We start from the raw sequence: 23,790 nt of genomic DNA, 5'->3' as shown, positions 1-23,790 counted from the left end.
GTAACTTCGGGAGAAGGTGCGCCGGCGAAGGTGAAGGGTTTACCCCGTAAGCTTTTGCCGGTCGAAGATACCAGGCCGCTGCGACTGTTTATTAAAAACACAGCACTCTGCAAACACGAAAGTGGACGTATAGGGTGTGACGCCTGCCCGGTGCCGGAAGGTTAATTGATGGGGTTAGCGCAAGCGAAGCTCTTGATCGAAGCCCCGGTAAACGGCGGCCGTAACTATAACGGTCCTAAGGTAGCGAAATTCCTTGTCGGGTAAGTTCCGACCTGCACGAATGGCGTAACGATGGCGGCGCTGTCTCCACCCGAGACTCAGTGAAATTGAAATCGCTGTGAAGATGCAGTGTATCCGCGGCTAGACGGAAAGACCCCGTGAACCTTTACTATAGCTTTGCACTGGACTTTGAATTTGCTTGTGTAGGATAGGTGGGAGGCTTTGAAGTGGGGACGCCAGTTCTCATGGAGCCATCCTTGAAATACCACCCTGGCAACTTTGAGGTTCTAACTCAGGTCCGTTATCCGGATCGAGGACAGTGTATGGTGGGTAGTTTGACTGGGGCGGTCTCCTCCCAAAGAGTAACGGAGGAGTACGAAGGTGCGCTCAGACCGGTCGGAAATCGGTCGTAGAGTATAAAGGCAAAAGCGCGCTTGACTGCGAGACCCACACGTCGAGCAGGTACGAAAGTAGGTCTTAGTGATCCGGTGGTTCTGTATGGAAGGGCCATCGCTCAACGGATAAAAGGTACTCCGGGGATAACAGGCTGATACCGCCCAAGAGTTCATATCGACGGCGGTGTTTGGCACCTCGATGTCGGCTCATCACATCCTGGGGCTGAAGCCGGTCCCAAGGGTATGGCTGTTCGCCATTTAAAGTGGTACGCGAGCTGGGTTTAGAACGTCGTGAGACAGTTCGGTCCCTATCTGCCGTGGACGTTTGAGATTTGAGAGGGGCTGCTCCTAGTACGAGAGGACCGGAGTGGACGAACCTCTGGTGTTCCGGTTGTCACGCCAGTGGCATTGCCGGGTAGCTATGTTCGGAAGAGATAACCGCTGAAAGCATCTAAGCGGGAAACTTGCCTCAAGATGAGATCTCACTGGGATCTAGAATCCCCTAAAGGGCCGTCGAAGACTACGACGTTGATAGGTTGGGTGTGTAAGCGCTGTGAGGCGTTGAGCTAACCAATACTAATTGCCCGTGAGGCTTGACCATATAACACCCAAGCAATTTGCTAGCGCGAATTGCGGTGGTGAAGACGAAACAGCTGAAAATTCGCACCATCACAAATCACATATCCGAATTCGCTGGGCTGTCCATCTGGACATTCTGGCTACAGAATTTCTTGACGACCATAGAGCATTGGAACCACCTGATCCCATCCCGAACTCAGTAGTGAAACGATGCATCGCCGATGGTAGTGTGGGGTTTCCCCATGTGAGAGTAGGTCATCGTCAAGATTCATTTCGCAAAACCCCTATCTGCGCAAGCAGGTAGGGGTTTTGTCTTTGCGCGCTGAAAAGTTTTTAACTGAAAGGCCTCCGCTGAAGCCACAAAAAGGCTGCCCACCTCGGCACTTTACGGCTGCAAGACAGCTCCTACAGATGTGTACATCCACCTCTGGTCCGACTGTGATCTGCACGTCATCTCCCACAATTGGGCGCAGAACACTAGAATAGAGCCCACGCTTCCATTCAGATCCCCTTATGCCCAACCCTGTTGACCCTGAAGTGCTGGCCCAACTGCCTCTGGACGAGCTCGTAGCTTGCCACGAGTGCGACCTGTTGCTGCGCAAGCCCACCCTCCAGCGTGATGAAAAGGCCCTGTGCCCACGCTGCGGCTATGAGCTTTACGCCCATCGCCATAACGTGGTCAATCGCAGCCTGGCATTGGTGTTGACCGCATTGCTGCTCTACATACCGGCAAACTTCCTGCCGATCATGCAGTTGCACCTGCTCGGCCAGACCTCCGATGATACGGTCTGGAGCGGCGTGCTTGGCCTGTACAACTCGCAGATGCACCTGATCGCCGTGGTGGTGTTCCTGTGCAGTATGGCAATCCCTCTGCTCAAACTGGTGTGCCAGCTGCTGGTCCTCTTGAGCATCCGCCTTGACGTGGGCCGCAGCTATGGCTTGCTCTGCTACCGCATATACCACCACCTGCGCGAGTGGGGCATGCTCGAGGTGTATTTCATGGGCGTGCTGGTGGCCATCGTCAAGCTGGTCGACCTCGCACAACTGACGGTCGGCCTTGGCCTGTTCTGTTTTATCAGCCTGCTGTTGGTTCAAGTCTGGCTGGAAGTGGTGATGTCACCGCACCAGATTTGGGTCGCGCTGTCGGGGGAGGATCTGCATGCGGGCGATTGATGCCGGGATTCTGGTGTGCAACGAGTGCCATGAGCTCAACCGCCAGGAGGCAGAGGCTGCTTCGCAAACCTGCACGCGCTGCGGCGCGATAGTCCATGGCCGCAGGCCAAACAGCATCGTGCGCACCTGGGCGCTGTTGATCACTTCATTCATCCTGTACATCCCGGCCAATGTCTTGCCGATCATGACGGTAAGCTCGTTGGGGCAAGGCAGCCCAGACACCATCATGTCCGGGGTGATCACCTTGATGAAGCACGGCATGCTGCCTATCGCTGCCGTGGTGTTCATTGCCAGCATCCTGGTGCCGACTTTCAAGCTGGTCGGCATCGGCCTGCTGTTGTACTCAGTGCAGCGTCATCAGCCACTGTCAGCGCGTCAGCGCATCTGGATGTACCGTTTCATTGAATTCATCGGCCGCTGGTCGATGCTCGACATCTTTGTCATCGCCATCCTGGTGGCGGTGGTCAATTTTGGCCGCATTGCCAGTGTCGAAGCCAACCTTGGGGCTATCGCCTTCGCCTGCGTGGTGATCCTGACGATGCTCGCTGCTTTAACCTTTGATCCCCGACTGATCTGGGATAACACGGAGTCGGACGACGACCATGAGTGATGTGCCTACGGCAAAAACCCGCCCAGCTTCAAATTGGTCGGCTATCTGGATCCTGCCGCTGATCGCCTTGATCATCGGTGGCTGGCTCGGTTGGCAGGCCTATCAGGACGCCGGGGTAGAAATCCAGGTTCGCTTCAAGACCGGTGAAGGAATTGTCGCCAACAAGACCGAGGTCATCTATAAGGGCATGCCGGTAGGCAAGGTCACCAGCCTGGTGCTGGATGATCAAGGCAGCAATACCGGCGTTATCGCCACCATCGAGATGAACAAGGCGGCAGACACCCACCTGACCACCGGTACGCGCTTCTGGCTGGTAAAGCCCAGCGTCACGCTGGCCGGTATATCTGGTTTGGAAACCCTGGTGTCGGGTAATTACATTGCCGTGGACCCCGGCAAGGGCGAGCCGAGCAAGCGCTTCAATGCGCTCTCGACCGCGCCGCCGCTGTCTGACGCCGAGCCTGGTCTGCACCTGACGCTCAAGGCGGACCGTCTTGGTTCGCTCAATCGTGACAGCCCGGTGTTCTACAAGCAGATCCAGGTAGGCAGGGTGAAGAGCTACAAGCTCTCCGAGGATCAGGACACGGTTGAAGTGAAGATTTTCATTCAGCCGGCCTACGCCGACCTGGTGCGTAAACACACACGTTTCTGGAACGCCAGCGGCATCAGCATCGATGCCGACCTGTCCGGGGTCAAGGTGCGTAGCGAGTCGTTGAGCAGCATTGTGGCCGGCGGCATTGCCTTTGCCACGCCTGAGCACCGCAAGGACAGTCCGCCAACCGATCCAAGCTTGCCGTTCCGTCTCTATGAAGACTTTGATGCCGCGCAGGCAGGCATCCGCATCAAGGTCAAATTGAGCGACTTCGAGGGCTTGCAGGCTGGGCGGACGCCAGTGCTGTACAAGGGCATTCAAGTCGGTTCGCTGAAGACCCTGAAGATCGAGGATGGCCTTAGCAGCGCGATTGCCGAGATAACCCTGGACCCGCTTGCCGAAGACTATCTGGTCGATGGGACCCAGTTCTGGGTGGTCAAACCGTCTATTTCGCTGGCGGGTATCACCGGCCTGGAGGCGTTGGTCAAGGGTAACTATATCGCCATTCGCCCGGGTGACAAGGGCGCTCGGCCGCAGCGTGAGTTCGAGGCTCGGGCCAAGGCGCCGCCGCTCGACCTGAAGGCGCCAGGCCTGCACATGGTGCTGTTCGCGGACACCTTGGGTTCGCTCGAGGTAGGCAGCCCGGTGATGTATCGCCAGGTCAAGGTGGGTAGCGTGCAGAGCTACCAGTTCGCCCGCAACAGCAAGCGCATTCTGATTGGCGTGCACATCGAGAAGGAGTACGCCAACCTGGTCAACGGTTCGACCCGCTTCTGGAACGCCAGCGGAATTACCCTGACTGGCGGCCTCTCCGGGATCAAGGTGAAGAGCGAATCACTGCAGACGCTCATGGCTGGCGGTATCGCCTTCGACACGCCACGGCCGGACGTACCACTCAAGCGGCATATCCCGCGTTTCCGTTTGCATGAGAGCGAAGAGGCGGTCAATCGCGCCGGGACGCTGATCACTATCCGGGTCGATCGCGCAGATGGCTTGAAGCCAGGTACTCCGATTCGCTTCCGCGGCCTGGATGTGGGCAGCATCGAGAGCACCGACCTGACCGATGATCTGCAGGCCGTACTGCTCAGGGCGCGGATTACCGAAGCTGCCGAGCGCATTACCCGGGTCGGCACGACGTTCTGGGTGGTCAAGCCGGCGCTGGGCCTGGTGCGCACCGAGAACCTCGATACCTTGATTGGTGGTCAATACCTGGAAGTGCAGCCAGCGCTTAAAAACCAGGGGCCTCAGCGCGACTTTATCGCCCTGGAGCAAGCACCCGAGGTCAAAGGGCAGGAAATCGGCTTGCCGCTGACGCTGAGTGCGCCTCGGCGTGGTTCGATCAAGCCCGGGGTGCCGGTGACCTACCGCGAAGTGGCAGTAGGCAAGGTGACGGGCTTCGAACTGGGACAGAGCGCAGATCGCGTGTTGATCCATATCCTCATCGAGCCTCGTTATGCAGGCTTGGTGCGCGGTGGTAGCCGGTTCTGGAACAGCAGCGGATTTGGCTTCGACTGGGGGCTGTTCAAGGGGGCGACGGTGCGTACCGAGTCGCTGGAGACCTTGATCGATGGCGGCATCGCGTTCGCCACGCCAGATGGCGAGCAGATGGGTAACCCAGCGCGGCCGAAGCAGACGTTTGCCTTGTTTGAAAAGCCTGAAGAGACGTGGCTGCAGTGGGCGCCGAAGATTCCCTTGGGTAAATAATTTCGGCGGTGCTTTCTTCGCGGGTTCGCCCCGCGAAGAGGCCAGCCCTGACACATCAATAATTCTGCCAAATCGCAGGCAACAAAAAACCGACCCTAGGGTCGGTTTTTGTTCAAGCGCGTCGCTTAGGCAGCTGCAACTTCTTTCAGCGCCTTGATGTGGCCATTCAGACGGCCTTTGTGGCGAGCAGCCTTGTTCTTGTGGATGATACCTTTGTCGGCCATACGGTCGATTACAGGCACAGCCAGGGTGTAGGCAGCTTGCGCTTTTTCGGCGTCTTTTGCGTCAATGGCTTTAACTACATTCTTGATGTAGGTGCGGACCATGGAACGCAGGCTGGCGTTGTGGCTGCGACGCTTCTCAGCCTGTTTTGCGCGTTTCTTGGCGGAAGGTGAGTTGGCCACCGTCGAGCTCCTTGAAAGACTTTAGGAAAATAGCAAACAAAATAGGCCGCGAATCATGCCGATGCATACGACGGATGTCAAGGCCACCTGCAAGGTTCCGCCGAGTGGTGGTCCGCGAGAGGGAAATATTCCTTTCTGCGCCGCGACCTGTAAACTCGGGAATTTTGGCTCCCCTGCGAAGGCGCGGGAGTATCGCACATCTGGACGCCATTAGTAGTGTCCTCCGTCTCCGGCGTGAAAATTTTTCGATGAATCTGCTCAAATCCCTCGCTGCAGTCAGTTCCATCACCATGATTTCGCGGGTGCTGGGCTTTATCCGCGATACCATCCTGGCGCGCGTGTTTGGCGCCGGCGTGGCCACCGACGCCTTCTTCATCGCCTTCAAGCTGCCCAACCTGTTGCGCCGGATCTTCGCCGAAGGCGCATTCTCGCAGGCGTTCGTGCCGATCCTGGCCGAGTACAAGACGCAGCAGGGCGAGGAGGCGACGCGGACCTTCATTGCCTATGTCAGCGGCTTGCTGACCCTGGTCCTGGCGTTGGTCACCGCACTGGGCATTCTTGCGGCGCCTTGGGTGGTCTGGGTGACCGCGCCGGGTTTTGCCGATGATGCCGAAAAATACGCGCTGACCACCGACCTGCTGCGGGTCACCTTCCCTTATATATTGTTGATCTCGCTGTCGTCGCTGGCCGGGGCAATCCTCAATACCTGGAACCGTTTCTCGGTACCCGCGTTCACGCCGACCCTGCTCAACGTGGCGATGATCATCTTCGCCGTGCTGCTGACGCCCTACTTCGACCCGCCAATCATGGCCCTGGCCTGGGGCGTGCTGGCCGGCGGCCTGGCGCAGTTGCTGTACCAGCTGCCGGCCTTGAAGAAGATCGGCATGCTCGTGCTGCCACGACTGAACCTGCGCGACGCCGGGGTGTGGCGGGTCCTCAAGCAGATGCTGCCGGCGATTCTCGGCGTCTCGGTGAGCCAGATCTCGCTGATCATCAACACCATCTTCGCCTCCTTTCTGGTGGCCGGCTCGGTGTCGTGGATGTACTACGCCGACCGTCTGATGGAGCTGCCGTCCGGCGTGCTCGGCGTGGCGCTGGGGACGATCCTGCTGCCGACCCTGGCCAAGACCTACGCCAACCGCGACCGCCACGAGTACTCGCGGATCCTCGACTGGGGCCTGCGCCTGTGCTTCCTGCTGGTACTGCCGTGCACCCTGGCCTTGGCGATCCTTGCCGAGCCATTGACCGTTGCGCTGTTCCAGTACGGCAAGTTCACCGCGTTTGACGCCGCCATGACCCAGCGTGCCCTGATCGCCTATTCGGTGGGCCTGCTGGCAATCATCCTGGTCAAGGTGCTGGCCCCCGGCTTCTATGCCCAGCAGAACATCCGTACCCCAGTGAAGATCGCGATTTTCACCCTGATCTCGACGCAACTGCTCAACCTGGTACTGGTCGGCCCCTTGGCGCATGCCGGCCTGGCCCTGGCCATCAGTATTGGCGCCTGCCTCAATGCGGGCCTGCTGTACTGGCGGTTGCGCCGCCAGGACCTGTTCCAGCCGCAACCGGGCTGGACGATGTTCCTGCTCAAGCTGGTGCTGGCAGTGAGCCTGATGTCGGCCGTGCTCCTGGCAGGCATGCATTACATGCCCGCCTGGGAGCTGGGCAGCATGCTCGAGCGCTTCCTGCGCTTGGGCGCGCTGATCGTGGCCGGTGTGGTGACGTATTTTGGTTGCCTGTACCTGTGCGGTTTCCGCCCGCGGCACTTTGCCCGTAACGCCCTGCACTGAAGCGATGGCCGGCCAAGCGTCGGTTTTTCACATTCCACGCCGCCCCGTGGCGCTGCTGCCTGTCACCAGCGCCCGGGTGTGGTTATAATCGACCACTTTATGAGCAAGAAGCGCGTTATGCAGCTGGTTCGAGGTCTTCACAACCTGCGCCCCGAGCACCGGGGCTGTGTCGCCACCATTGGCAACTTCGACGGGGTTCACCGTGGCCACCAGGCAATCCTGGCGCGCCTGCGCGAGCGCGGTCAGGAGCTGGGCCTGCCCACCTGCGTGGTGATCTTCGAGCCGCAGCCGCGCGAATACTTCGCCCCGGACACAGCCCCGGCCCGCCTGGCGCGTCTGCGCGACAAGGTCGCGCTGCTGGCGGCAGAAGGCATCGACCGGGTGTTGTGCCTGGCCTTCAACCAGCGCCTGAGCCAGCTCAGCGCCGACGCCTTCGTCAAGGCGATCCTGGTCGATGGCCTGGGCGTACGCCACCTCGAGGTCGGTGACGACTTCCGCTTTGGCTGCGACCGCGCCGGCGATTTCAGCTTTCTGGTCGAGGCCGGCAAGCAGTATGGCTTCACTGTCGAGGCCGCCAGCACCGTCGTCCAGGATGGCCTGCGGGTGAGCAGCACCAAGGTCCGTACGGCCTTGGCCAATGCCGATTTCGCCCTCGCCGCGCACTTGCTCGGCCGCCCCTACACCATTACCGGTCGCGTGCTGCATGGCCAGAAGCTGGCCCGCCAGCTCGGCACGCCGACCGCCAATATCCAGCTCAAGCGGCGCCGCATACCGCTCTCGGGGGTCTACCTGACCAGCGCCGAGATCGACGGCAAGGTTTGGCCGGGTGTTGCCAATATCGGGGTACGTCCCACCGTCGCCGGTGACGGACGTCCTCACCTGGAGATTCATCTTCTTGATTTTGCCGGCGACCTGTATGGCCGGCGTCTGACGGTGGAGTTCCACCAAAAGCTGCGCGAAGAGCAGCGATTCGCCTCCCTTGAGGCGCTGAAGTCGGCGATCGACGCGGACATCGCCGCCGCACGTGCCCACTGGCACGCTCAACCGCTAACGAAGAGCCTGAAATGACCGACTACAAAGCCACGCTAAACCTTCCGGACACCGCCTTCCCGATGAAGGCCGGCCTGCCCCAGCGCGAACCGCAGATTCTGCAGCGCTGGGACAGCATTGGCCTGTACCGGAAACTGCGTGAGATTGGCAAGGATCGTCCGAAGTTCGTCCTGCACGACGGCCCGCCCTATGCCAACGGCAAGATCCACATCGGTCATGCGCTGAACAAGATTCTCAAGGACATGATTGTCCGCTCCAAGACCCTGTCCGGTTTCGACGCGCCGTACGTCCCGGGTTGGGACTGCCACGGCCTGCCGATCGAGCACAAGGTCGAGGTCACCCATGGCAAGCACCTGAGCCCGGACCAGACCCGCGAGCTGTGCCGCGCCTATGCCGCCGAGCAGATCGAAGGGCAGAAGTCCGAGTTCATCCGCCTGGGTGTGCTGGGCGACTGGGATAACCCGTACAAGACCATGGACTTCGCCAACGAAGCGGGCGAGATCCGCGCGCTGGCCGAAATCGTCAAGCAAGGTTTCGTGTTCAAGGGCCTCAAGCCGGTCAACTGGTGCTTCGATTGCGGTTCGGCCCTGGCTGAAGCCGAAGTCGAGTACGCCGACAAGAAGTCGCAGACCATCGACGTCGCCTTCCCGATCGCCGACGCCGACAAGCTGGCCAGCGCCTTCGGTCTGGCCAGCCTGGCCAAGCCAGCGGCCATCGTCATCTGGACCACCACCCCGTGGACCATCCCCGCCAACCAGGCGCTGAACGTCCATCCGGAGTTCACCTACGCCCTGGTCGACACCGGTGAGCGTCTGCTGGTGCTGGCCGAAGAGCTGGTCGAAGCCTGCCTCAAGCGCTGGAACCTGGAAGGCTCGGTGCTGGCCACCGCGCCAGGTTCGGCGCTGGAACTGATCAACTTCCGCCACCCATTCTACGAGCGCCTGTCGCCGGTCTACCTCGCCGACTACGTCGAACTGGGCGCCGGTACTGGTGTGGTTCACTCCGCGCCGGCCTACGGCGAGGACGACTTCGTCACCTGCAAGCGTTATGGCATGGTCAACGACGAGATCCTCACCCCGGTGCAGAGCAATGGCGTCTACGTGCCGTCGCTGGAGCTGTTCGGCGGCCAGTTCATCTGGAAAGCCAACCCGGCGATCGTCGACAAGCTGCAGGAAGTGGGTGCGCTGCTGCACACCGAGACCATCAGCCACAGCTACATGCACTGCTGGCGCCACAAGACGCCGCTGATCTACCGCGCCACCGCGCAGTGGTTCATTGGCATGGACCGCAAGCCTGACGCTGGCGATACCCTGCGCGAGCGTGCCCTCAAGGCCATCGAAGAGACCAAGTTCGTTCCGGCCTGGGGCCAGGCGCGCCTGCACTCGATGATCGCCAACCGCCCAGACTGGTGCATCTCGCGTCAGCGTAACTGGGGCGTGCCGATCCCGTTCTTCCTCGACAAGCAGAGCGGCGAGCTGCACCCGCGCACCGCAGAGCTGATGGAAGAAGTCGCCAAGCGTGTCGAGCAAGAAGGTATCGAGGCCTGGTTCAAGCTGGATGCCGCCGAACTGCTCGGTGACGAAGCCGGCCAGTACGACAAGATCACCGACACCCTCGATGTCTGGTTCGACTCCGGTACCACCCACTGGCACGTGCTGCGTGGCTCGCACGATATCGGCCATGCCACTGGCCCGCGCGCCGACCTCTACCTGGAAGGCTCCGACCAGCACCGTGGCTGGTTCCACTCGTCGCTGCTGACCGGCTGCGCGATCGACAACCACGCGCCGTACCGCGAGCTGTTGACCCACGGCTTCACCGTGGACGAGAACGGTCGCAAGATGTCCAAGTCGCTGGGCAACACCATCGAGCCGCAGAAGGTCAATGACACCCTGGGTGCCGACATCATGCGCCTGTGGGTATCGGCCACCGACTATTCGGGCGAGATGGCCGTCTCCGACCAGATCCTCCAGCGTAGCGCCGACGCCTACCGTCGAATCCGCAACACCGCGCGCTTCCTCCTGTCGAACCTGTCCGGTTTCGACCCTGCGCGTGACTTGCTGCCGGCCGAAGACATGCTGGCGCTGGACCGTTGGGCGGTTGACCGTGCCCTGTTGCTGCAGCGTGAGCTGGAAGAGCACTACAGCGAATACCGCTTCTGGAACGTCTACTCGAAGATCCACAACTTCTGCGTGCAGGAGCTGGGCGGCTTCTACCTCGACATCATCAAGGACCGCCAGTACACCACCGGCACCAACAGTGTCGCGCGCCGCTCGTGCCAGACCGCGCTGTACCACATCAGCGAAGCGCTGGTGCGCTGGATCGCGCCGATCCTGGCGTTCACCGCCGACGAGCTGTGGCAGTACCTGCCGGGCGAGCGTAACGAGTCGGTGATGCTCAACACCTGGTACCAGGGCCTGGCCGAGCTGCCGGAAGGCTTCGAGCTGGACCGTACCTACTGGGATCGGGTCATGGCCGTCAAGGCTGCGGTCAACAAGGAACTGGAGAACCAGCGTGCGGCCAAGGCCATCGGTGGCAACCTGCAGGCCGAAGTGACCCTGTTCGCTGACGAAGGCCTGAGCGCCGACCTGGCCAAGCTGGGCGACGAGCTGCGCTTTGTGCTGATCACCTCCGCTGCCAGTGTGGCGCCGTTCGTACAGGCTCCGGCCGATGCCGTGGCTACCGAAGTCGAGGGCCTCAAGCTCAAGGTGGTCAAGTCTGGCCACGCCAAGTGCGGCCGTTGCTGGCACTTCCGTGCCGACGTCGGCAGCAACCCGGAACACCCGGAAATCTGTGCCCGCTGCGTCGACAACCTGAGCGGTTCCGGTGAGGTGCGCCACTATGCCTAACCCTGTTGCGGGGCGCTTCGGGCGCCTTGCCTGGCTCTGGCTGAGCCTGGTGGTACTGGTCGTCGACCAGGCCACCAAGGTCTACTTCGAGGGCGCGCTGAGCCTGTACCAGCAGATCGTGGTCATCCCTGACTACTTCAGCTGGACCCTGGCCTACAACACCGGTGCGGCGTTCAGCTTCCTCGCCGACAGCTCCGGCTGGCAGCGCTGGCTGTTCGCCCTGATCGCCCTGGTGGTCAGTGCGGTCCTGGTCATCTGGCTCAAGCGCCTGGGGCGCAACGAGACCTGGCTGGCCGTCGCCCTCGCCTTGGTGCTGGGCGGTGCGCTGGGTAACCTGTACGACCGCGTCGTGCTTGGCCATGTGGTCGACTTCATCCTGGTGCACTGGCAGAACCGCTGGTATTTCCCGGCCTTCAACGTGGCCGACAGCGCCATCACCGTTGGTGCGGTGATGCTGGCGCTGGATATGTTCAAGAGCAAGAAGTCCGAGGAGCCTGTCCATGACTGAGAACCGTATTGGCCAGAACAGCGAAGTCACCCTGCACTTCGCGCTGCACCTGGAAAACGGCGACACCGTCGATAGCACGTTCGACAAGGCGCCGGCCGTGTTCAAGGTCGGTGATGGCAACCTGCTGCCGGGTTTCGAGGCCGCGTTGTTCGGCTTCAAGGCCGGTGACAAGCGTACCGTCAGCGTCGCCCCGGAAAACGCCTTCGGCCAGCCGAACCCGCAGAACGTGCAAGTGATGCCCCGTTCGCAGTTCGCCGACATGGAACTCTCCGAGGGCCTGCTGGTGATCTTCAACGATGCCGCCAACGCCGAGCTGCCGGGGGTGGTCAAGGCCTTCGACGACGACCAGGTGACCATCGACTTCAACCACCCATTGGCGGGCAAGACCCTCAGCTTCGAGGTGGAGATCCTCGAGGTGAAGGCCCTGTAAGCCTGGAGCCGAGCATGCAAATCAAACTCGCCAATCCGCGCGGCTTCTGCGCCGGGGTCGACCGGGCGATCGAGATCGTCAACCGTGCGTTGGAAGTCTTCGGCCCGCCGATCTATGTGCGTCATGAAGTGGTGCACAACAAGTTCGTCGTCGAAGACCTGCGCAACCGCGGGGCGATCTTCGTCGAAGAACTCGACCAGGTGCCGGACGACGTCATCGTCATCTTCAGCGCCCATGGCGTGTCCCAGGCCGTGCGCCAGGAAGCGGCCGGTCGCGGCCTGAAAGTGTTCGACGCGACCTGCCCATTGGTCACCAAGGTGCATATCGAAGTGGCCAAGTACAGCCGCGACGGTCGTGAATGCATTTTGATCGGCCACGCCGGGCACCCGGAAGTCGAAGGCACCATGGGCCAGTACGACGCCAGTAATGGTGGCTCGATCTACCTAGTCGAAGACGAGGAGGATGTTGCCAACATGCAGGTGCGCGACCCTGATCACCTGGCCTTCGTCACCCAGACCACGCTGTCGATGGACGACACCAGTCGCGTCATCGATGCGCTGCGGGCGCGCTTTCCGAATATCGGCGGGCCGCGCAAGGACGATATCTGCTACGCCACCCAGAACCGCCAGGACGCGGTCAAGCAACTGGCTGACGAGTGCGACGTGGTCCTGGTGGTGGGCAGCCCGAACAGCTCCAACTCCAACCGCCTGCGCGAACTGGCCGAGCGCATGGGCACTCCGGCGTACCTGATCGATGGTGCCGAAGACCTGCAGCAAAGCTGGTTCGATGGCATCGGCCGGATCGGCATCACGGCGGGTGCTTCTGCCCCCGAGGTGCTGGTGCGTGGAGTGATCGACCAGCTCAAGGCGTGGGGTGCCAGCGGCGCCGAAGAGCTCGATGGACGCGAGGAGAATGTCACCTTCTCGATGCCCAAGGAGCTCCGGGTGCGCTCGCTGATCTGAGCAGGTCAGCTGCCTGGGCACAGTGGCTTATCGGCCGCGTCGCTGCTCAGGCGCATCCTGCCACTGGGTGCCAGGATCACCTGGCGCCGCTGCGCATCGAGTGACTGGCCGCAAATCTCCAGCCGCCCTCCCAGCAAGGCGTTACCCCGCATGGGAATGCCCTGCGCGCTGAATCTCACCTCCCCATCGAAGTTGCTGAAAATCTTCAAGCCCCGCCGCAAGGGGTACTCGCGCAGCAACTGGCCGTTGTCTGCCAGCAGCAACCGCCAACCTTGCCCCCAATCCTCGTTTATCGGCTGAACCCGTACCGGCTGCTGCTGCAGCGTGGCATGGCTGCGCGCGTTGCGCAGGGCCTGCATAAGGTCGCGGGCCGCTGCGGCGCGGTGCAGGTCTTCGCTGAACGCTGCGTAGGACGGCATCCCCAGTTGTGTCAGAAGCGCGGCCATGGCCAGCGCCAACATCATTTGTAGCAGTGTTGCACCCTGTTGCCGCACCGTGCATTTCTCCCTGGAAGTGCTTCGCTGTAGCTTCGAGAACGACGGACAGGAGGTCCAGTCGGCCAATTGCTGACAGGTCGCGGGAAGTTTCTCTGGAGGCGCATGGATGCGAACAGGTGAGCGCGGGATGACTTTGCTGGAGGTGCTGCTGGGGGTACTGGTGCTGGCGCTGGGCGTGCTCGCCGGCGCCGCGTTGCAGATTCGGGCATTGCAGGCCACCGACAGTGCCCGGCGCGACACCCAGGCGAGTCACCTGGCACAAGCGCTGGTAGAGCGGGTGAGGGCGGCGGGTGGTCTGCAGTCGGCTGATCTGCTGCAGTGGCAGCGTGAGGTCCAGGCATCGCTTGGTGCGCAGGCCCGGGGCAGGGCACGTCATACGGGCGCGTTGCTGGTGGTGGATGTCGATTGGCCAGACCCGCGCGATCAGCATCATCAAGGCATCAGCTTGCAGGCCCGGCCATGAGCCTGCGTCAGCGTGGCTTCAGTTTGCTGGAAGGGCTGCTGGCCTTGGCGTTGGGCCTGATGCTGCTGGCGGCGGCAAGCCAGGTGTTTGTCTCGGCCGTACAAGCCTGGCGACTGCAGGGCGCGGTGGCGCAATTGCAGGAGGATGCGCGGCTGGTGTTGCAGCGCATGGCGCAGGATATTCGCATGGTCGGGATGTTTGGCTGCCTGCGCCTGGAAACCGCCGACTTTGATGATCCGTCGGTCGCTGAGGTCTTTGCTCAGCCGCTGCTGATAAGCCAAGGCGGTGAGCGCCTGAGCCTGATCGTCGGGCAACTGCCCGGCAGTGTGAGCAGACCCCGCTGGAGCGTACTCACCGATTGCCGCAGCTGGGCGCGGGTCACGGCAGATCCGCGCAACGATAATCAGCAGGTGCTGGCCTTGCCGATCAGCCGGCTCACCTATGATCTGCACGACTCGAGTCTGCGTCTGTCGGATAGAGGCACTGCGCGGGCCTTGATCGACAATGTCCGCAGCTTTAATGCAACGCGGGTTGCGACTGCCGAGGGTGAGCGAGTCGATGTGCGCCTAACCTTGTTCGAGCCGCAACACTCGATCGAACAGCACTATGCAATCAGCGTGGCGCTGAGAAACCGGTTGCCTGAGCCATGAAGCGCGAGCGCGGCATGGTCTTGCTGATTGCCTTGGTCCTCAGCCTGTTGCTCGGCTTGCTTGCCGCCTCCGCATTGGGCGAGGCCATGGCACAGACGCGCATGGCCAGCCATTTGCTGGCCAGTGCCCGGGCGCTGGAGCAGGCCGAAGCGACCCTGCTCGACGGCGCGGCAATGCTGGCACTGGCGCCGCCCACAGCGTGCCAGCGGTGCCTGCCGCCAGCAGACGCGCATCAACCTGACGGTCGACAGGGCGCCTGGCAAACAGCCGCACAGGGCTGGTTCCTGCTGCAGAACCTCGGCCCGAGCACCCGGGCCGCGGACCTACCCGCAGGTACTGCGGTGACCCTGTACAGAGTCACCGCCGTCAGCCAGCAACAGCGAGGGCGCTATGTGCTGGAGGCGGTCTACGCCCTGCACGCCGATCAAGCCCAAACACCGCACAGAGTCCTCTGGCGGCAACGCATCCAGGAGCCCTGACATGCAGCAAGGCCTGAGCCTGATCGAATTGTTGCTTGTCGTGGCTGTGACCGGCATTCTGGCAGCCATTGCCTACCCCAGTTACAGCGACCAGCTTCGGCGTGCCGCACGCAGCGAAGTGGTTGGCCTGCTGCAGGACGCCGCCCTGCGCCTGGAGCGCCAGCATGCGCGCACCGGGCAGTATGCCGACAGCGACCCATTGCCCGTTCCCTTGCCTGCCGGCAGCCGCTACTACAGCCTGCAGGTACAGCGCGACGAGAACAGCTTCCGGCTGATCGCCAGGCGTTTGCCGCAGGGCATGATGAAGGATGATCGGTGTGGCGACTTCCAGCTTGATCAGGCGGGTGTGCGCAGTAACCCCGGCGGGGTCGAGCAGGCCGTGGGCTGTTGGGGAGGCTGAGGGTTTCATTTCGGATAGCGGATCGACAGATGAGCAAGCAAGTAGTGATTGTCGGCGGTGGGGTAATCGGCCTGCTGACTGCGTTCAACCTGGCGGCAAAGGTCGAGCAGGTGGTGGTGTGTGACCAGGGCGAGGTCGGTCGCGAGTCGTCCTGGGCCGGCGGCGGCATCGTTTCGCCGCTCTACCCGTGGCGCTACAGTGCTGCCGTGACCGCCCTGGCGCACTGGTCGCAGGATTTTTATCCACAGCTGGGCGAGCGCTTGTTCGCCAGCACCGGGGTCGATCCTGAAGTGCACACCACTGGCCTGTACTGGCTGGACCTGGACGACGAAGCCGAGGCGCTGGCCTGGGCCGCGCGCGCGCAACGGCCGCTCAGCGCTGTGGATATCTCTGCCGCCTATGACGCCGTGCCGGGGCTCGGGGCGGGCTTCAAGCGGGCGATCTTCATGGCTGGCGTGGCCAATGTGCGCAATCCGCGTCTGGTCAAATCACTCAAGGCCGCGTTGCTGGCGATGCCCAACGTGACCCTGCGCGAGCATTGCCAGATCAGCGGGTTCAGCCAGGCCGGCGGGCGCATAACCGGCGTGCAGACGGCCGAGGGCGTGCTGCCCGCTGATGAGGTGGTGCTCAGCGCGGGCGCCTGGAGTGGTGACCTGTTGCGCTCACTGGGCCTGGAGCTGCCGGTGGAGCCGGTGAAAGGGCAGATGATCCTGTACAAGTGCGCCGAGGACTTCTTGCCCAGCATGGTCTTGGCCAAGGGCCGTTATGCGATCCCGCGGCGGGATGGGCATATCTTGATTGGCAGTACGCTTGAGCATGCCGGCTATGACAAGACGCCTACCGAGGATGCCCTGGCGAGCCTGAAGGCGTCGGCCGTGGAGCTGTTGCCTGGGCTGGCGGGTGCTACCCCGGTGGCGCATTGGGCGGGGTTGCGGCCGGGTTCGCCTGAAGGCATTCCCTATATCGGGCCGGTGCCGGGGCATGAGGGGCTGTGGTTGAACTGCGGGCACTATCGCAATGGGCTGGTGCTGGCGCCCGCTTCGTGCCAGTTGTTCACTGATCTGCTGACGGGGGCCGAGCCTATCATCGACCCGGCGCCGTATGCGCCAGCGGGGCGTTTGACCTGAGCGCCTGAGGTAGAAAACGCGTTGGATGTAGCGCCGCCCCACCTGTAGGCGCGGGCTTGCCCCGCGAAGAGGCTGGCCCAGGCGCTGTGGAGGATGGCACCGGCTTCGCCGGTTTCGCGGGGCAAGCCCGCTCCTACAGGGGGGGGGCGTGGTGATCCTTGGGGGAGCAGGAACGCGGCGAAGGGTGGCAGCATCCCCAATTACCCGATCAACGGATCAACGCTGATCGCCAGGCCCTTGTTCCAGGTGCGCCGGGCTGCAATACCATTGATCACCGCGGTGCAGTGCGCGGTCGGTGGGTAGGTGCACGCCGCAATGGGCGCAACGGACCATCTTCAACGGGTCATCGAGCCGCTGCTCGGGGCGTGATTGCTGGCTGATCTTGAACTTGCGCCACAGCCAGAACGCGGCGGCGATCAGGGCAATCCAGAAAAGTAGGCGAACCATGGTGTCCAGCTTGTCGAGAAAGAGAGCAGACAGTCTAGGGCGCGGCCATGAAAAAAGGGAGGCCTAGGCCTCCCTTTCTCACACAGCGCTGGATCAGTCGAACAGACCAAAGGTCGCGTAGCTGAACCACGAACGGCTCTGCTCGGCTTCTTTCGGACCTTCCGGCAGGATCGGGTCACCATTTTCATCTTTCGGCAGCAGGTCCGACGGCATCTCGTCGCGGGCATCCTTGAACTGACGCACCACGTCCTGGTTGGCGCGGGTCTCGCCCGGCGGCAGCGGCGTCTCGGTTTCGATCAGGCCAAGGGTAGCCTTGGACAGCCACGAACGGCCTTCAGCGACGTCCTGCTTGGGCTCGAAGCTACCGTCGACCAGGCTTGGGTGGTCAGGGTAGTTGAGCTTGAGGGTCTCGAGGCTGGTCGCTGCCAGCTCGTCAAGGTGCAGGTGCTGGTAGGCCTCGACCATGATCGCCAGGCCGTCGCCGACCGATGGTGTTTCCTGGAAGTTCTCGACCACGTAGCGGCCACGGTTGGCGGCAGCAACATACGCCTCGCGGGTCATGTAGTAGTCGGCCACGTGGATTTCGTACGAGGCCAGCAGGTTGCGCAGGTAGATCATGCGCTGCTTGGCATCGGGCGAGTAGCGGCTGTTGGGGAAGCGGCTGGTGAGCTGGGCGAACTCGTTGTACGAGTCGCGGGCAGCGCCCGGGTCACGCTTGGTCATGTCCAGCGGCAGGAAGCGCGCCAGCAGGCCGCGGTCCTGGTCGAACGAAGTCAGGCCTTTGAGGTAGTAGGCGTAGTCGACGTTCGGGTGCTGCGGGTGCAGGCGGATGAAGCGCTCGGCAGCGGACTTGGCTGCCTCTGGCTCGGAGTTCTTGTAGTTGGCGTAGATCAGCTCGAGCTGGGCCTGGTCGGCGTAACGGCCGAACGGGTAGCGCGACTCCAGGGCCTTGAGCTTGCTCACGGCGCTGGTGTAGCTCGAGTTGTCCAGGTCGGCCTGCGCCTGCTGGTACAACTCGGCTTCGCTGAGGTTCTCGTCAATCACTTCCTTGTTCGAGGAACAGGCAGCGGTGAGCCCGAGGATGGCGATCAGCAGCAGGTGTTTCACTTGCATGGCGGCTTGCGTCCTTTGACGGCCGCTGTCTTGGGCGGTGCCGTCCTGTTATGATGAGCGCCCCCGGCCTAACCCCGGGGCAAAAGAAGCCGTATTTAACCACAAGCGCGCAGTTGAAACCAAAGGCTGTGCGCCCGCCGAATCGAGCATGTCCGAGATCATTCAACTTAGCGCAGAGGTACCGTCCGAATTGGGCGGTCAACGCCTCGACCAGGTCGCCGCCCAACTGTTCTCCGAGTACTCGCGTTCGCGCCTGTCCTCCTGGATCAAAGACGGCCGCTTGACGGTCGATGGCCAGGTCGTGCGTCCGCGCGACACCGTCCATGGTGGTTCCATTCTGGCCCTTGAGGCCGAGCAGGAAGCCCAGGGCGAGTGGATCGCCCAGGACATCGAACTGGACATCGTCTATGAAGACGACCAGATCCTGGTGATCAACAAGCCCGCCGGGCTGGTGGTCCACCCGGCCGCTGGCCATGCCGATGGCACCTTGCTCAATGCCTTGCTGCATCACGTGCCGGATATCATCAACGTGCCGCGTGCAGGTATTGTCCATCGTCTGGACAAGGACACCACCGGTCTGATGGTGGTGGCCAAGACCCTGCAGGCGCAGACCAAGCTGGTCGAGCAGTTGCAGAGCCGCTCGGTCAGCCGCATCTATGAGTGCATCGTGATCGGCGTGGTGACCGCAGGGGGCAAGATCAACGCCCCGATCGGTCGTCACGGCGGCGCGCGGCAGCGCATGGCGGTGACTGAAGGCGGCAAGCCTGCAGTCAGCCACTACCGCGTGCTGGAGCGGTTCCGTTCGCACACCCATGTGCGGGTGAAGCTGGAAACCGGCCGTACTCACCAGATCCGTGTGCACATGGCCCACGTTGGCTTCCCGCTGGTCGGCGACCAGACCTACGGCGGCCGCTTCCGCATTCCGCCGGCGGCCGATCCGGAAATGGTCGATGCACTGAAGACCTTCCCGCGTCAGGCGCTGCATGCACGCTTCCTGGCCCTGGACCACCCGGCAACGGGTGAGCGCATGGAGTGGGCATCGAAGCTGCCGGACGACTTCGTCGAGCTGCTGACGCTGCTGCAGGACGACCGCGGCAGCTTTATCGGATGAACGGTCTGACGCAGCTGCTGCGCCCCGACTGGCCGGCCCCGGCCTCGGTGCACGCCTGCGTCACCACCCGCGAGGGTGGGGTGAGCCTGCCACCCTATGAAAGCTTCAATCTGGGCGACCATGTCGGGGATGACCCGGCGGCGGTGGCCGAGAACCGTCGGCGCCTGAGTGATCACTTCAGCATCCAGCCGGCTTGGCTCAAGCAGGTGCATGGCCTGGTTGTGGCGGATGCCGACCCGGCTATCGTCGCCGAAGCCGATGCCAGCTGGACTGACCAGCCAGGCATTGCCTGTACGGTGATGACTGCCGACTGCCTGCCGGTGTTGTTCTGTGACCGCGCCGGTACCCGAGTCGCAGCGGCGCATGCCGGCTGGCGCGGGCTGGCCGGTGGCGTGCTGGAGGCCACCCTGGATCGGCTCGCGCTACCCGCTGATCAGGTACTGGTCTGGCTCGGACCGGCCATTGGCCCGCAAGCGTTCGAGGTCGGGCTGGAAGTGCGCGATGCGTTTACCGCCGTGCATCCCGAGGCCGCCCGCGCCTTTGTGCCGGGTGAGCGTGCTGGCAAGCTGCTGGCTGATATCTACGAGCTGGCGCGTATTCGTCTAGCGGCCCGTGGCGTCACTGCTGTTTATGGCGGTGGGTTGTGTACGGTCACCGACCCACGCTTCTTCTCCTATCGCCGCACCCCGCAGGGTGGGCGCTTTGCCTCGTTGGTCTGGCTCGATCCACGCTGACCATCCCCCTGCTGCCCCTAAAGCTGTCGCAGCACCCTGTAGGAGCGCCAAGCATTTCCCAACTGACCTCGGTCAACCCCGCTACGCTTGAATCTTCCAGAATCACCCTCATCTATTGGTTATCTCTGGCAGGTTTCTTCATCTAGGTGTGTCCATCGCTCCGGCCTGCCCATATAGGAAGGTATCCCCATGCGAATAGACCGATTAACCAGCAAACTGCAATTAGCATTATCTGACTCTCAATCCCTGGCCGTTGGCATGGATCATCCGGCCATTGAGCCGCAGCACCTGTTGCAGGCACTGGTCGACCAGCAAGGCGGTTCGATCAAGCCGCTGCTGATGCAGGTCGGCTTCGACGTCAACAGCCTGCGCAAAGCGCTGAGCAAAGAGCTCGACCAGCTGCCGAAAATCCAGAACCCCACCGGCGACGTCAACATGTCGCAGGACCTCGCGCGTCTGCTCAACCAGGCCGATCGCCTGGCCCAGCAGAAGGGCGACCAGTTCATCTCCAGCGAACTGGTGCTGCTCGCCGCCATGGACGAGAACAGCAAGGTCGGCAAACTGCTGCTCGGCCAAGGCGTGAGCAAGAAGGCCTTGGAAAACGCCATCAACAACCTGCGTGGTGGCGCGGCAGTCAATGACGCCAACGCCGAAGAGTCGCGCCAGGCCCTGGACAAGTACACCGTCGATCTCACCAAGCGCGCCGAAGACGGCAAGCTCGACCCGGTGATCGGCCGTGACGACGAGATTCGCCGGACCATCCAGGTACTGCAACGCCGGACCAAGAACAACCCGGTGCTGATCGGTGAGCCCGGCGTGGGTAAAACCGCCATCGCCGAAGGCCTGGCACAGCGCATCATCAACGGCGAAGTGCCCGATGGCCTCAAGGGCAAACGCCTGCTGGCGCTGGACATGGGGGCGCTGATCGCGGGTGCCAAGTACCGCGGCGAATTCGAAGAGCGCCTCAAAGGCCTGCTCAACGAGCTGTCCAAGCAGGAAGGCCAGATCATCCTGTTCATCGATGAGTTGCACACCATGGTCGGCGCCGGCAAAGGCGAGGGCGCCATGGACGCGGGCAACATGCTCAAGCCAGCCCTGGCCCGCGGCGAGTTGCACTGCGTCGGTGCGACCACGCTCAACGAGTACCGTCAGTTCATCGAGAAGGACGCAGCGCTCGAGCGGCGCTTCCAGAAGGTGCTGGTCGAAGAGCCGAGCGAAGAAGACACCATCGCCATCCTGCGTGGCCTGAAAGAGCGCTATGAAGTGCACCACAAGGTGGCCATCACCGACGGTGCGATCATCGCTGCAGCCAAGCTCAGCCACCGCTACATTACCGATCGTCAGTTGCCCGACAAGGCCATCGACCTGATCGACGAAGCGGCCAGCCGCATCCGTATGGAAATCGACTCCAAGCCGGAAGTGCTCGACCGTCTCGACCGTCGCCTGATCCAGCTGAAGGTGGAATCCCAGGCACTGAAGAAAGAAGAAGACGAGGCGGCCAAGAAGCGTCTCGAGAAACTCACCGAAGAAATCGCCCGGCTTGAACGCGAATATTCCGACCTGGAAGAAATCTGGCAGTCCGAGAAAGCCGAAGTGCAGGGCTCGGCACAGATCCAGCAGAAGATCGAGCAGGCGCGTCAGGAGCTGGAAGCCGCTCGCCGCAAAGGTGACCTGAGCCGTATGGCCGAACTGCAGTACGGGGTGATCCCTGATCTGGAGCGCAGCCTGCAGATGGTCGACCAGCACGGCAAGACCGATAACCAGCTGCTGCGTAACAAGGTTACCGAAGAAGAGATCGCCGAAGTGGTCTCCAAGTGGACCGGCATCCCCGTGGCGAAGATGCTCGAAGGCGAGCGCGAGAAGCTGCTGCAGATGGAAACACTGCTGCACCAGCGCGTGATTGGCCAAGGCGAGGCGGTTACTGCCGTTGCCAACGCCGTGCGCCGTTCGCGTGCCGGGTTGTCCGACCCGAACCGGCCAAGTGGCTCGTTCCTGTTCCTCGGCCCGACCGGCGTCGGCAAGACCGAACTGTGCAAGGCCCTGGCCGAGTTCCTGTTCGATACCGAAGAGGCCATGGTGCGCATTGATATGTCCGAGTTCATGGAGAAACATTCCGTGGCGCGGCTGATCGGTGCACCACCAGGCTATGTCGGTTACGAGGAGGGCGGTTACCTGACCGAAGCCGTGCGGCGCAAACCCTACGCGGTGGTGCTGCTCGACGAGGTCGAGAAGGCCCACCCGGATGTGTTCAACGTGCTCCTGCAAGTGCTTGAGGACGGTCGTCTGACCGACAGCCATGGACGTACGGTGGACTTCCGCAACACGGTGATCGTGATGACCTCCAACCTGGGCTCGGCGCAGATCCAGGAACTGGTCGGTGATCGTGAGGCGCAGCGTGCGGCGGTGATGGACGCAGTGGGTAGCCACTTCCGTCCGGAGTTCATCAACCGTATCGACGAAGTGGTGGTGTTCGAGCCGCTGGGTCGTGAGCAGATCGCCGGTATCACCGAGATCCAGCTGGGCCGCCTGCGCAGCCGTCTGGCCGAGCGCGAGCTGAGCTTGAGCCTGAGCCCTGAGGCGATCGACAAGCTGATCGCCGTTGGTTACGACCCGGTGTATGGCGCACGGCCGCTGAAGCGGGCGATCCAGCGCTGGATCGAGAACCCGCTGGCGCAGTTGATCTTGTCGGGCGAATTCTTGCCCGGGGCGGCGATTACCGCCACGGTCGAGGGCGACGAGATTGTCTTTGCCTCATAAGTAGAACGATCAAGCCCCGCGAAAGCGGGGCTTTTTTTCGGCTGCGGTTAATTTTTTTGCGGGGGCTGAAAATTTTTTCGTGGGCGATTCGTTTTTTTGGGGGTGGTTTACAGTTTTTTTGCCCTGATTTTTGCTTCTTCCTGCAGTCGATTTGATTTTTTTACCGTGGCTTTCGATTTTTTTCAGCTCGGCGAAGGCTTTTTTGCCCGGCGCGGCCAGTTCTCGCGCGCATTTTTGTACGCCGATGGGCTGCATGGGAGCGGGTTTGCCCCGCGATAGCGACCATCGACACCCCGCAAAACCCCGGAAATAGGGCCTTCCCGCTAACCTCATGAAAATTTTGAAATTTATGCTTGCATCTAGAATCGAGTGCTCCTAATATACGCCCCGCTGTCAGCCACTAAGCAGATCGCCAGCGGTAACGACGATCTGAAAACAGTTTGCAAATCAGTAACTTGAAAGCAAATTAGGGGTTGACAAGCAAAACGAAGGATGTAGAATAGCCGGCCTCAGAGACAACAACGCAGAGATGCGGTAAGTCAAAGGGACCGAAGCTTAAACAGCCTTCGGGATCGGAAGATCGAAGTTTTAGTTCCGCGATAGCTCAGTCGGTAGAGCAAATGACTGTTAATCATTGGGTCCCTGGTTCGAGTCCAGGTCGCGGAGCCAATTTCGGGGTGTAGCGCAGTCCGGTAGCGCGCCTGCTTTGGGAGCAGGATGTCAGGAGTTCGAATCCCCTCACCCCGACCATTTTCC

Annotated in this window: 22 protein-coding genes, 2 tRNA genes and 2 rRNA genes (1 of these 26 running past the window's edge); 21 read left to right on the top strand and 5 right to left on the bottom strand. The window is 61.9% G+C overall.

The window, feature by feature from the left end; genetic code table 11:
• From J3B00_RS25165 to J3B00_RS25145, 5 genes are all read left to right on the top strand, one after another.
• Nucleotides 1-1,215 (top strand): 23S ribosomal RNA (locus tag J3B00_RS25165) (it extends 1,678 nt beyond the left edge of the window).
• Between the two features lie 129 nt (nucleotides 1,216-1,344).
• Nucleotides 1,345-1,460: ribosomal RNA gene (gene rrf, locus J3B00_RS25160) — 5S ribosomal RNA — on the top strand.
• A gap of 246 nt (nucleotides 1,461-1,706) precedes the next feature.
• A complete protein-coding gene (locus J3B00_RS25155; RefSeq protein ID WP_209873802.1) occupies nucleotides 1,707-2,366 on the top strand; it encodes a paraquat-inducible protein A in 660 nt (219 codons plus the stop codon).
• Nucleotides 2,353-2,976, top strand: a complete 624-nt coding sequence (locus tag J3B00_RS25150; RefSeq protein WP_209873800.1) for a paraquat-inducible protein A — start codon at nucleotides 2,353-2,355, stop codon at nucleotides 2,974-2,976. The genes J3B00_RS25155 and J3B00_RS25150 overlap by 14 nt, the downstream gene beginning before the upstream one ends.
• On the top strand, nucleotides 2,969-5,269 hold the full coding sequence (locus J3B00_RS25145) for an MlaD family protein (RefSeq protein ID WP_209873798.1): 2,301 nt from the start codon (nucleotides 2,969-2,971) through the stop codon (nucleotides 5,267-5,269). The genes J3B00_RS25150 and J3B00_RS25145 overlap by 8 nt, the downstream gene beginning before the upstream one ends.
• Nucleotides 5,270-5,394: 125 nt before the next feature.
• Here J3B00_RS25145 and rpsT read toward each other — a convergent pair whose 3' ends face one another.
• A complete protein-coding gene (rpsT, locus tag J3B00_RS25140; protein WP_209873785.1) occupies nucleotides 5,395-5,673 on the bottom strand; it encodes a 30S ribosomal protein S20 in 279 nt (92 codons plus the stop codon).
• A gap of 248 nt (nucleotides 5,674-5,921) precedes the next feature.
• Between rpsT and murJ the strand changes: the two genes are divergently transcribed.
• The 6 genes from murJ to ispH all read left to right on the top strand — a co-directional run bounded on the left by murJ (nucleotide 5,922) and on the right by ispH (nucleotide 13,256).
• Entirely contained in the window at nucleotides 5,922-7,460 is a 1,539-nt protein-coding gene (gene murJ, locus J3B00_RS25135) for a murein biosynthesis integral membrane protein MurJ (RefSeq protein ID WP_209873782.1), read from the top strand.
• 117 nt (nucleotides 7,461-7,577) lie between these two features.
• Nucleotides 7,578-8,528, top strand: a complete 951-nt coding sequence (gene ribF / locus J3B00_RS25130) for a bifunctional riboflavin kinase/FAD synthetase (RefSeq protein ID WP_209873779.1) — start codon at nucleotides 7,578-7,580, stop codon at nucleotides 8,526-8,528.
• The gene (ileS, locus tag J3B00_RS25125) at nucleotides 8,525-11,356 is read left to right on the top strand and encodes an isoleucine--tRNA ligase (RefSeq protein ID WP_209873776.1); all 2,832 of its coding nucleotides are present in this window, start codon (nucleotides 8,525-8,527) and stop codon (nucleotides 11,354-11,356) included. Before ribF ends, ileS begins: the two co-directional genes overlap by 4 nt.
• Complete coding sequence (lspA, locus tag J3B00_RS25120; RefSeq protein WP_209873760.1) at nucleotides 11,349-11,864, top strand: signal peptidase II; 516 nt, start codon at nucleotides 11,349-11,351, stop codon at nucleotides 11,862-11,864. Before ileS ends, lspA begins: the two co-directional genes overlap by 8 nt.
• Complete coding sequence (fkpB, locus tag J3B00_RS25115) at nucleotides 11,857-12,294, top strand: FKBP-type peptidyl-prolyl cis-trans isomerase (RefSeq protein WP_209873757.1); 438 nt, start codon at nucleotides 11,857-11,859, stop codon at nucleotides 12,292-12,294. Before lspA ends, fkpB begins: the two co-directional genes overlap by 8 nt.
• Before the next feature lie 14 nt (nucleotides 12,295-12,308).
• Nucleotides 12,309-13,256: a 4-hydroxy-3-methylbut-2-enyl diphosphate reductase gene (gene ispH, locus J3B00_RS25110; RefSeq protein ID WP_209873754.1), complete on the top strand. Its 948-nt coding sequence runs from the start codon at nucleotides 12,309-12,311 to the stop codon at nucleotides 13,254-13,256.
• A 5-nt stretch (nucleotides 13,257-13,261) separates the two neighbouring features.
• Here ispH and J3B00_RS25105 read toward each other — a convergent pair whose 3' ends face one another.
• Complete coding sequence (locus J3B00_RS25105) at nucleotides 13,262-13,750, bottom strand: GspH/FimT family protein (protein ID WP_209873751.1); 489 nt, start codon at nucleotides 13,748-13,750, stop codon at nucleotides 13,262-13,264.
• Nucleotides 13,751-13,880: 130 nt separating this feature from the next.
• Between J3B00_RS25105 and pilV the strand changes: the two genes are divergently transcribed.
• From pilV to thiO, 5 genes are read left to right on the top strand one after another with little or no spacing between them, the layout of a single operon-like run.
• Nucleotides 13,881-14,216 (top strand): type IV pilus modification protein PilV, encoded by a 336-nt coding sequence (gene pilV, locus J3B00_RS25100; RefSeq protein ID WP_209873747.1) that lies wholly within the window; start codon nucleotides 13,881-13,883, stop codon nucleotides 14,214-14,216.
• Entirely contained in the window at nucleotides 14,213-14,866 is a 654-nt protein-coding gene (locus J3B00_RS25095; RefSeq protein ID WP_209873744.1) for a prepilin-type N-terminal cleavage/methylation domain-containing protein, read from the top strand. Before pilV ends, J3B00_RS25095 begins: the two co-directional genes overlap by 4 nt.
• Complete coding sequence (locus tag J3B00_RS25090) at nucleotides 14,863-15,345, top strand: hypothetical protein (protein WP_209873741.1); 483 nt, start codon at nucleotides 14,863-14,865, stop codon at nucleotides 15,343-15,345. The genes J3B00_RS25095 and J3B00_RS25090 overlap by 4 nt, the downstream gene beginning before the upstream one ends.
• Nucleotide 15,346: 1 nt before the next feature.
• On the top strand, nucleotides 15,347-15,745 hold the full coding sequence (locus J3B00_RS25085; protein ID WP_209873738.1) for a type IV pilin protein: 399 nt from the start codon (nucleotides 15,347-15,349) through the stop codon (nucleotides 15,743-15,745).
• A gap of 29 nt (nucleotides 15,746-15,774) precedes the next feature.
• On the top strand, nucleotides 15,775-16,872 hold the full coding sequence (thiO, locus tag J3B00_RS25080; protein WP_209873735.1) for a glycine oxidase ThiO: 1,098 nt from the start codon (nucleotides 15,775-15,777) through the stop codon (nucleotides 16,870-16,872).
• Between the two features lie 216 nt (nucleotides 16,873-17,088).
• Here the strand turns inward: thiO and J3B00_RS25075 are convergent, their stop codons facing one another.
• Nucleotides 17,089-17,319, bottom strand: a complete 231-nt coding sequence (locus tag J3B00_RS25075; protein ID WP_209873732.1) for a PP0621 family protein — start codon at nucleotides 17,317-17,319, stop codon at nucleotides 17,089-17,091.
• A 93-nt stretch (nucleotides 17,320-17,412) separates the two neighbouring features.
• On the bottom strand, nucleotides 17,413-18,432 hold the full coding sequence (locus tag J3B00_RS25070; protein ID WP_209873729.1) for an outer membrane protein assembly factor BamD: 1,020 nt from the start codon (nucleotides 18,430-18,432) through the stop codon (nucleotides 17,413-17,415).
• A gap of 148 nt (nucleotides 18,433-18,580) precedes the next feature.
• Between J3B00_RS25070 and rluD the strand changes: the two genes are divergently transcribed.
• The 3 genes from rluD (at nucleotide 18,581) to clpB (ending at nucleotide 23,034) form a co-directional block, all read left to right on the top strand.
• Nucleotides 18,581-19,543 (top strand): 23S rRNA pseudouridine(1911/1915/1917) synthase RluD, encoded by a 963-nt coding sequence (gene rluD / locus J3B00_RS25065; protein ID WP_209873726.1) that lies wholly within the window; start codon nucleotides 18,581-18,583, stop codon nucleotides 19,541-19,543.
• Nucleotides 19,540-20,277 carry a peptidoglycan editing factor PgeF gene (pgeF, locus tag J3B00_RS25060; protein WP_209873723.1) on the top strand — a complete coding sequence of 246 codons (738 nt, stop codon included), beginning with the start codon at nucleotides 19,540-19,542 and terminating at the stop codon, nucleotides 20,275-20,277. Before rluD ends, pgeF begins: the two co-directional genes overlap by 4 nt.
• Before the next feature lie 189 nt (nucleotides 20,278-20,466).
• A complete protein-coding gene (gene clpB / locus J3B00_RS25055) occupies nucleotides 20,467-23,034 on the top strand; it encodes an ATP-dependent chaperone ClpB (protein WP_209873710.1) in 2,568 nt (855 codons plus the stop codon).
• Between the two features lie 9 nt (nucleotides 23,035-23,043).
• Here the strand turns inward: clpB and J3B00_RS25050 are convergent, their stop codons facing one another.
• Nucleotides 23,044-23,289: a hypothetical protein gene (locus J3B00_RS25050; RefSeq protein WP_209873707.1), complete on the bottom strand. Its 246-nt coding sequence runs from the start codon at nucleotides 23,287-23,289 to the stop codon at nucleotides 23,044-23,046.
• Between the two features lie 338 nt (nucleotides 23,290-23,627).
• Here J3B00_RS25050 and J3B00_RS25045 point away from each other — a divergent pair.
• Nucleotides 23,628-23,703: transfer RNA gene (locus tag J3B00_RS25045), tRNA-Asn, on the top strand.
• Nucleotides 23,704-23,707: 4 nt separating this feature from the next.
• Nucleotides 23,708-23,784 (top strand) — tRNA-Pro (locus tag J3B00_RS25040).
• The last annotated feature ends 6 nt before the right edge of the window (nucleotides 23,785-23,790 follow it).

Origin of the sequence: Pseudomonas sp. BP8 (genome assembly GCF_017875955.1) — a bacterium.
GTDB lineage: Bacteria > Pseudomonadota > Gammaproteobacteria > Pseudomonadales > Pseudomonadaceae > Aquipseudomonas.
The sequence above is the reverse complement of the archived record's forward strand: the minus strand, read 5'-3'. Positions and strand labels throughout refer to the sequence as shown.

Excerpts from the sequence above, each read along its gene's own strand:
- clpB (WP_209873710.1), top strand. The coding sequence starts at position 20,467 with ATGCGAATAGACCGATTAACCAGCAAACTGCAATTAGCATTATCTGAC.
- ileS (WP_209873776.1), top strand. The coding sequence starts at position 8,525 with ATGACCGACTACAAAGCCACGCTAAACCTTCCGGACACCGCCTTCCCG.
- thiO (WP_209873735.1), top strand. The coding sequence starts at position 15,775 with ATGAGCAAGCAAGTAGTGATTGTCGGCGGTGGGGTAATCGGCCTGCTG.
- ispH (WP_209873754.1), top strand. The coding sequence starts at position 12,309 with ATGCAAATCAAACTCGCCAATCCGCGCGGCTTCTGCGCCGGGGTCGAC.
- J3B00_RS25145 (WP_209873798.1), top strand. The coding sequence starts at position 2,969 with ATGAGTGATGTGCCTACGGCAAAAACCCGCCCAGCTTCAAATTGGTCG.
- J3B00_RS25090 (WP_209873741.1), top strand. The coding sequence starts at position 14,863 with ATGAAGCGCGAGCGCGGCATGGTCTTGCTGATTGCCTTGGTCCTCAGC.
- lspA (WP_209873760.1), top strand. The coding sequence starts at position 11,349 with ATGCCTAACCCTGTTGCGGGGCGCTTCGGGCGCCTTGCCTGGCTCTGG.
- J3B00_RS25070 (WP_209873729.1), bottom strand. The coding sequence starts at position 18,432 with ATGCAAGTGAAACACCTGCTGCTGATCGCCATCCTCGGGCTCACCGCT.
- J3B00_RS25075 (WP_209873732.1), bottom strand. The coding sequence starts at position 17,319 with ATGGTTCGCCTACTTTTCTGGATTGCCCTGATCGCCGCCGCGTTCTGG.
- J3B00_RS25150 (WP_209873800.1), top strand. The coding sequence starts at position 2,353 with ATGCGGGCGATTGATGCCGGGATTCTGGTGTGCAACGAGTGCCATGAG.
- rluD (WP_209873726.1), top strand. The coding sequence starts at position 18,581 with ATGTCCGAGATCATTCAACTTAGCGCAGAGGTACCGTCCGAATTGGGC.
- murJ (WP_209873782.1), top strand. The coding sequence starts at position 5,922 with ATGAATCTGCTCAAATCCCTCGCTGCAGTCAGTTCCATCACCATGATT.
- J3B00_RS25050 (WP_209873707.1), bottom strand. The coding sequence starts at position 23,289 with ATGCAGCCCATCGGCGTACAAAAATGCGCGCGAGAACTGGCCGCGCCG.
- J3B00_RS25095 (WP_209873744.1), top strand. The coding sequence starts at position 14,213 with ATGAGCCTGCGTCAGCGTGGCTTCAGTTTGCTGGAAGGGCTGCTGGCC.
- J3B00_RS25155 (WP_209873802.1), top strand. The coding sequence starts at position 1,707 with ATGCCCAACCCTGTTGACCCTGAAGTGCTGGCCCAACTGCCTCTGGAC.
- pgeF (WP_209873723.1), top strand. The coding sequence starts at position 19,540 with ATGAACGGTCTGACGCAGCTGCTGCGCCCCGACTGGCCGGCCCCGGCC.
- pilV (WP_209873747.1), top strand. The coding sequence starts at position 13,881 with ATGACTTTGCTGGAGGTGCTGCTGGGGGTACTGGTGCTGGCGCTGGGC.
- ribF (WP_209873779.1), top strand. The coding sequence starts at position 7,578 with ATGCAGCTGGTTCGAGGTCTTCACAACCTGCGCCCCGAGCACCGGGGC.
- J3B00_RS25085 (WP_209873738.1), top strand. The coding sequence starts at position 15,347 with ATGCAGCAAGGCCTGAGCCTGATCGAATTGTTGCTTGTCGTGGCTGTG.
- fkpB (WP_209873757.1), top strand. The coding sequence starts at position 11,857 with ATGACTGAGAACCGTATTGGCCAGAACAGCGAAGTCACCCTGCACTTC.